The organism is Nonomuraea sp. KM88, from assembly GCF_052245635.1.
Classification (GTDB): Bacteria; Actinomycetota; Actinomycetes; order Streptosporangiales; family Streptosporangiaceae; genus Nonomuraea.
Window position 1 is genome coordinate 768,957 of record NZ_JBQQCC010000003.1, and the last position, 6,080, is coordinate 775,036.

General features: G+C 69.0%; 8 protein-coding genes and 1 tRNA gene. 4 read left to right on the forward strand and 5 right to left on the reverse strand.

Annotated features, from left to right (window positions below; all coding sequences use genetic code 11):
* Window positions 1-13: 13 nt before the first annotated feature.
* Window positions 14-946 (forward strand): NADP-dependent oxidoreductase, encoded by a 933-nt coding sequence (locus ACTWPV_RS13250; protein ID WP_443151983.1) that lies wholly within the window; start codon window positions 14-16, stop codon window positions 944-946.
* A 263-nt stretch (window positions 947-1,209) separates the two neighbouring features.
* Here ACTWPV_RS13250 and ACTWPV_RS13255 read toward each other — a convergent pair whose 3' ends face one another.
* Both ACTWPV_RS13255 and ACTWPV_RS13260 read right to left on the reverse strand, forming a co-directional pair.
* Window positions 1,210-1,446: a hypothetical protein gene (locus tag ACTWPV_RS13255; protein WP_443151967.1), complete on the reverse strand. Its 237-nt coding sequence runs from the start codon at window positions 1,444-1,446 to the stop codon at window positions 1,210-1,212.
* Window positions 1,443-1,670 (reverse strand): DUF6158 family protein, encoded by a 228-nt coding sequence (locus ACTWPV_RS13260; protein WP_347642473.1) that lies wholly within the window; start codon window positions 1,668-1,670, stop codon window positions 1,443-1,445. Before ACTWPV_RS13260 ends, ACTWPV_RS13255 begins: the two co-directional genes overlap by 4 nt.
* Before the next feature lie 96 nt (window positions 1,671-1,766).
* Between ACTWPV_RS13260 and ACTWPV_RS13265 the strand changes: the two genes are divergently transcribed.
* Both ACTWPV_RS13265 and ACTWPV_RS13270 read left to right on the forward strand, forming a co-directional pair.
* Window positions 1,767-2,699: a LysR family transcriptional regulator gene (locus tag ACTWPV_RS13265; protein WP_347642472.1), complete on the forward strand. Its 933-nt coding sequence runs from the start codon at window positions 1,767-1,769 to the stop codon at window positions 2,697-2,699.
* A gap of 84 nt (window positions 2,700-2,783) precedes the next feature.
* On the forward strand, window positions 2,784-4,223 hold the full coding sequence (locus ACTWPV_RS13270) for a S1 family peptidase (RefSeq protein ID WP_443151968.1): 1,440 nt from the start codon (window positions 2,784-2,786) through the stop codon (window positions 4,221-4,223).
* A 131-nt stretch (window positions 4,224-4,354) separates the two neighbouring features.
* On the opposite strand, the gene ACTWPV_RS13275 is transcribed toward ACTWPV_RS13270, so the two are convergent.
* Window positions 4,355-4,879, reverse strand: coding sequence for a histidine phosphatase family protein (locus ACTWPV_RS13275; RefSeq protein WP_347642470.1), 525 nt, complete (start codon window positions 4,877-4,879; stop codon window positions 4,355-4,357).
* A 259-nt stretch (window positions 4,880-5,138) separates the two neighbouring features.
* On the opposite strand from ACTWPV_RS13275, the gene ACTWPV_RS13280 reads away from it, so the two are divergent.
* A tRNA-Ile gene (locus ACTWPV_RS13280) sits at window positions 5,139-5,212 on the forward strand.
* 114 nt (window positions 5,213-5,326) lie between these two features.
* Here ACTWPV_RS13280 and ACTWPV_RS13285 read toward each other — a convergent pair.
* Window positions 5,327-5,737 (reverse strand): group II intron maturase-specific domain-containing protein, encoded by a 411-nt coding sequence (locus tag ACTWPV_RS13285; RefSeq protein ID WP_443151984.1) that lies wholly within the window; start codon window positions 5,735-5,737, stop codon window positions 5,327-5,329.
* Between the two features lie 6 nt (window positions 5,738-5,743).
* Window positions 5,744-5,935: a hypothetical protein gene (locus ACTWPV_RS13290; RefSeq protein ID WP_443151969.1), complete on the reverse strand. Its 192-nt coding sequence runs from the start codon at window positions 5,933-5,935 to the stop codon at window positions 5,744-5,746.
* Between the last annotated feature and the right edge of the window lie 145 nt (window positions 5,936-6,080).

Genomic DNA, 6,080 nt, shown 5'->3' on the forward strand with positions numbered 1-6,080 from the left:
CGCTGTGACAGACATGCATGCGATCGTTTATCGCTCATTCGGCGAGCCCGAGGTGCTGGAGCTCGCACAAGTTCCCCGGCCGGTCCCCTTGCGGCATGAGGTGCTGGTCAGGGTCCGTGCGGCGGGCGTCAACCCGCCGGACTGGAAGCTGCGCCGCAATCCGTACCCGCCGGACTACGCCGAGCTTCCGCTGACTCCCGGCTGGGACGTTTCGGGCGTGGTCGAGGAGACCGGCGAGTACGTCGGCCGGTTCAAGCCGGGCGACGAGGTGTTCGGCATGCTCAACTTCCCCTCCTACGCCGGGGCGTACGCCGAGTACGTGGTCGCCAGGCCCCGGCAGTTCGCCAGGAAACCGGCCGAGATCGACCACGTCCAGGCCGCGGCCCTGCCGATGGCGGCGCTGACCGCCTGGCAGGCGTTCGAGGACATCGCGGAGGTGTCGCCCGGGCAGCGGGTGCTCGTCCACGCCGCGGCGGGCGGGGTCGGGCACCTGGCCGTCCAGCTCGCCAAGCTGCGGGGCGCGTACGTGATCGGCACCACCCGCGGCGCGAAGCACGCGTTCGCGCGCGGGCTCGGGGCCGACGAGCTGATCGACTACACCGCCGTGGACTTCGCCGAAGCCGTCTCGGACGTGGACGTCGTGCTGGACATGGTGGGCGGGGACTACCCGGCCCGTTCGCTGCCGGTGCTGCGTCCCGGGGGCGCGTTCATCGGCGGGGCGGGGATGACCACGTCCGACATGGAGGCGTACGCGCGCGCCGGGCTGCGGTTCGGCAAGTTCAGTGTGGAGCCCGACCACGCGGCGCTGGGAGCGATCGCCGCCCTCGCGGCCGACGGCCGGCTGGCCGCGCACGTGGACCGGGTGTTCTCCCTGGCGGAGGCCGCCAAGGCACACGCGCTGATGGAGAGCGGCGACTTCACCGGCAAGCTCGTGCTCGAGATCTGACAGCCCACCTCCCGAAAGACGCATCAACTTAAGGTGACGCCAAGAGGCTTTCGGTGAACGCGTTGTCCGTCGCGGTGGCGGCGAACCTCCCGGTGATCCTGCAGGGTCGCCGGGAAGCGGAGAGATCTCCGCGGTGCTCGCGCTCGGAGAGCGACTCGGGCCGCCGGTGGAGGTCGTGGTGGGCTCGATCAGAGAGCCGGGCGACTTCGCCGGGCTGCCGGCTCGTCCGGCTCGTCCGGCTCTGAGGAGGATGTGGGGGCCTGTCAGTACTCGACCTCGAACGTGTGCGGGCCCAGCGCGTACCCTTCGCCCTTGGGCACCACGTGACCGTGTTCGATCAGCGTGGTCAGGCTCTCCCGCACGTCGTCCTCGTCCAGGCCCGTCGCCCGTACCAGCCTGGCGAGCCCCGCGCCTCCGTGCTCCACCGCCTCGGAGGCCACCGCCTCGTACACGTGGATGTCCACGTCCGACAGGGACTGGACATCGTGGCCTTCTGTCATGATCGCTGCCTCGCTCCCTCCCTCAGCCGCATCGGATCGATCTCGCGCTCGGGGTAACGGCGGAGGTATTCGGTCTCCAGCTCGTCGGTACGCGACGTGTGCGTCGCGAGAGCGTCGTCCGACCCGTGGAAGAACGTCTCACTCCGGGTGGCGTGCAGTTGCCGCAGCTCACGAAGCAGATCGTCGTCGCTGAGCTCGCCCGCGTCTATTCCCATCGTCGTCATGGGCTCCCTCTACCCCGGAAGACCAGCAACAATATCTGTCACATTTCCTGACATTTAGGCATTGTTTGTAAGACATCGCCGCCTTACCTTCCCGTTATGGACCTCGAGCTCAGGCACCTCAGGATCGTCCGCGCGGTCGCGGACGCGGGAAGTGTGAGCAAGGCCGCGTCCCTGCTCGGGCTGGCACAACCGGCCCTCACCGCCCAGCTCAAGCGCATCGAGAGGGTGCTCGGCGGCGCCCTGTTCGAGCGCGACCGCCGCGGCGCCCGGCCCACCCGGCTCGGCGAGCTGGTGCTCGCCAGGGCGCGCGTGCTGCTACCCGCAGCCAAGGAACTCCAGGACGAAGCGCTGCGTTTCGCCCAGGCTCCCTCCCCCGGCTTCCGCATCGGCTCCACCAACGGCCCCATACTCGGCGGCCTGGTCGACCGCCTCGCCGCGGAGCGCACGATCAGCACGTTCACCTCCTGGTCGGCGCACGAGCTGAACAGCATGGCCGAGCTCGGCCGCCTCGACTACGTGCTGACCGGCGCCTGCGGCGACTCCGGCACCCCCACCGGCTCGCTGCTGTGGGAGACGATCAGCGTCGACCCCGTCTTCTGCCTGGTGGCCGAGAACCATCCCGCCGCCAAGGAGAAAGAGATCGAGCTGGCCGAGCTCGCCGAGGAGCAGTGGGCGGTCACGCCGGGAGACGGCTGCTTCGCCGACTGCTTCGCGATGGCCTGCGCCAGGGCCGGTTTCACGCCCGGCACGATCTACGAGACGGACGTGCCGACGTGCACGCACCTCGCGCAGGTCGGCCGCGCCGCGGTGTTGTGCCAGGCCACCCACCAGCCCGCCCAGGGCCTGGTCATGGTGCCGCTGGCCGGCGCGCCGCTGCGCTGGCGGCAACTCCTCGGCCGCCACCCCACCGCCCCCGACGCCGCCTGGGTGGCGGCGCAGGCGAAACAGGCCCACATGGACGCCGTACGCAAGAGCCCGGTCTACAACGACTGGCTCGTACGTAACCCGGGATATGGAACAGCTCCATAACGTCGCGATAGGGGCAAGCTAGTACTCCTCCGCTTCTGAGTTCGCCGTTACCTTTACGGCACCCCCAGCAGCAAGGAGATCCCCATGCTCCGAGCCCCCGCGCTGATCGCCGTCGCGATCGGCGCCTTGGTCGTGACCGCGACCCCAGCGGCAGCGGCGAAACCCCCCTCCGGCGTGGTCGACGCCATCCAGCGTGACCTCGGCATCACCAAGGAACAGGCGATCAACCGCCTCGCCAACGAGTCCCGCGGCAATGCCGCGACGCCCACCCTGCGCAAGAGGCTCGGCGACGACTACGCCGGCATCTGGTACGAAGGGGCCGAAAGCGCCCTCGTCGTCGCCAGCGTCGACCCCTCCGACACCGCCGAAATCACCCGCGCGGGCGCGCGAGCACGCATCGTGACCCGTACGTTCGCCCAGCTCACCCAGGCCAAGGAGAGCCTCGACAAGGCCGCACCGCCCGCCACCGTGCACAGCTGGGCCGTCTCGCCCCAGGACAACGCGGTCGTCGTCCAGACCAGCGACGAAGCGGCGGCGCGATCGTGGATCGCCTCCAGCGGCGTGGACGCGGAAACCGTGAAGTTCGAACGGTCCACCGAACGCCCGCGCCCGTTCTACGACATCCGCGGCGGCGACGCGTACTACACCTCGGAAGGCTACCGGTGCTCGATCGGCTTCGCGGCCAGGCGCGGCAGCCAGCTCGGCTTCACCACGGCCGGCCACTGCGGCGGCACCGGCGTCACCACCACCGGGTACAACCGGGTCGCGCAGGGAACCTTCCAGATCTCGTCGTTCCCGGGCAACGACTACGCCTGGGTGGCGACGAACTCCAACTGGACCGCGCCCGGCGTGGTCAACGGCTACAGTGCCGGCACCATCCCCGTACGCGGCTCGACCGTCACCCAGCCCCAAGGCTCCGTGTGCCGCTCCGGCTCCACCACCCAGTGGCACTGCGGCACCGTCACCGCGCTGAACGCCACCGTCAACTACCCGGAGGGCACCGTGTCCGGACTGACCCGGACGAACGTGTGCGCCGAAGGCGGCGACTCGGGCGGCTCGTTCATCTCCGGCGACCAGGCCCAGGGCATGACCTCAGGCGGCTCCGGGAACTGCAGCTTCGGCGGCACCACGTACTTCCAGCCCCTCGGCGAACTTCTCTCCGTGGGCGGCCTCACCCTGATCACGTCCGGCGGCGACCCGGACCCGCCGGAGGGCTGCCAGAGCTACGAGGACACCTACACGGGATCGCTGAGCGGGAACCAGAGCGCGTACCAGCCGAACGGCTCCTACTACCAGGCCACGACCTCCGGCACCCACGCCGCCTGCCTGGACGCGCCGGACGGCACGGACTTCGACGTGTACCTGCAGAAGTGGAACGGCTTCTCCTGGACCGTGGTGGCCAGCGGCGACAGCCCGAACGCCGACGAGACCATCACCTACAACGGGACCGCGGGCTACTACCGGTACCGCGTGCACGCCTACAGCGGGTCCGGCGCGTACACGCTGGGCCTGAACCGGCCGTGAGCACCACCCCCGAGGCCGCGGGCCGGCGAGCGCCGGACACCGACACCTGAGACCCGAGGGCCGGCGAGTGCCGAGCAGCACCCGACATTCGCCGGCCCTCCCCCTCTCCCCGGCGCTCGGGCGCGAACGTTCTAGGCCAGCTCGAACTCCCACCCCGGCCGCCACTCGAAAGAGCCGACCAGATCCTCCAGCGACGTGCCGTGCAGCAGGTTCCGCAACGCCCAGAGATTCGCGGTGTGCGCCACCACCAGCACCGTCCGCCCCTGCCACTCCGCCATCACGTCCCGCAGGAACGCCGCCGTCTCGGCGACCACCTGCCGGTAGCTCTGCCCGCCGGGCCACGGGGTGTCGATGTGCCTGCTCCGCAACGCCGCCACCTCGTTCACCGGCCGCCCGTTGTAGATCCCGTAGTCGCATTCCCTGAGCCGCCGGTCGAGCCTGAGCTCCTTGCCGTCCCCGAAGGCGATCTCCGCCGTCTGCACGGACCGCCGCAGGTCAGACGAGTAGACGACGTCGACCTTCCGCCGCCGCGCCCCCAGCTCCACCGCCTGAGCACGCCCGAGCGCCGACAGCTCACCCGGCAACCATCCGGTGGCGATGCCCGTCTCGTTGTCCACGGTGGTGGAGTGGGTCTCGTAGATCAGTCTGACAACCACGCCCAGACCGTACCGGGCTTACCTGCGTACCTGCTGGGAATGCCCGCCCGGCCCGCGGTCGCGGTGCTGGAGGGCCCGGCCGGGACCCGAATATGATCGCCTCAGGCTCCACCGACACGTCCGGGCGTGGAATGATGTGTGCGGGGATGTCTCCCGTCCGGCCGGGCACCACAAGCGGTTCCCATGCTCTAGCCTTAGCATGCGCGAGGCGGCGGCATGATCCTCTCGGCGCCCACCGCACGTCACACAACTGAATCCAGGGGCGGTAGCTCAGCCGGTCAGAGCATCGGACTCATAATCCGTGGGTCGTGGGTTCAAGTCCCACCCGCCCTACTCACCAATACCGCGTTTAGCGAGTAGCCGGGAGGAATCTAGCCCCCCCGGCTCTCTCAGAACCGTGCTTGATCGTCTCCGATCACACGGCTCCCATCATCCAGCCGTTCACGGTTACGGCTTGATAAGCCTCCAGTGAGCGAAGAGCCCGGGATACAGCCTGGCGTGGCTGCCCAGCGCGCCGCGCGCCTTGGCTCGTTTGCGCCGAAACCGCTTGTACTTCTGCACGAGCCACCGCACCATATAGTCGTTGATGCGGTTGAGGCTGAAGTCCAACGCGGACGAATAAAACCGTCCGTAGTAGTTGATCCAGCCCCGCACGACCGGGTTGATCTCCCGGGCGAGCTGCTCCAGGGTCGCTCCACTGCGCAGGTTGCAGCCGCCATGAGCGGATCTGCGCCCGGATCTGTTTGGCGGCCTCGTCGCTGACAGCCGGATTGAAGCCGAAGAAGTAGCTCCCCCGCTTCGTCCGGACCTTTCGCACCCGAAACCCGTACCCCAGGAACGGAACCTGTCAAACCGGATGAGACGTCAGACTACTTGTGTGGTTTGTGGTGGAGTGTCGTTCTGCAGCGTGGTGGGTGGCTGGTTGATCCACACCTTGGCCGGTAGTGCCGGCGGGTAGGGGCGTCGGCCGCGGAACCGGTCGGGATGGGCCAGGAAGGCCGCGTGGAGAGTCGCGATCCGCCGGGCCTGGATGTCGGCGGCGGTGCCGTCATGCACGACGCGGGCGTGTGCATCGCAAGGCCGTTGCGTTCTCGGCTGATGAGACTGCTGCACCCCTGGGTCGAGTGGCCGAGTAGGAGCGCCCCGGTGCGGAGATGACAAACGCGACCCCTGATGATCGTCGGTGTCTAGCCAGTCGATC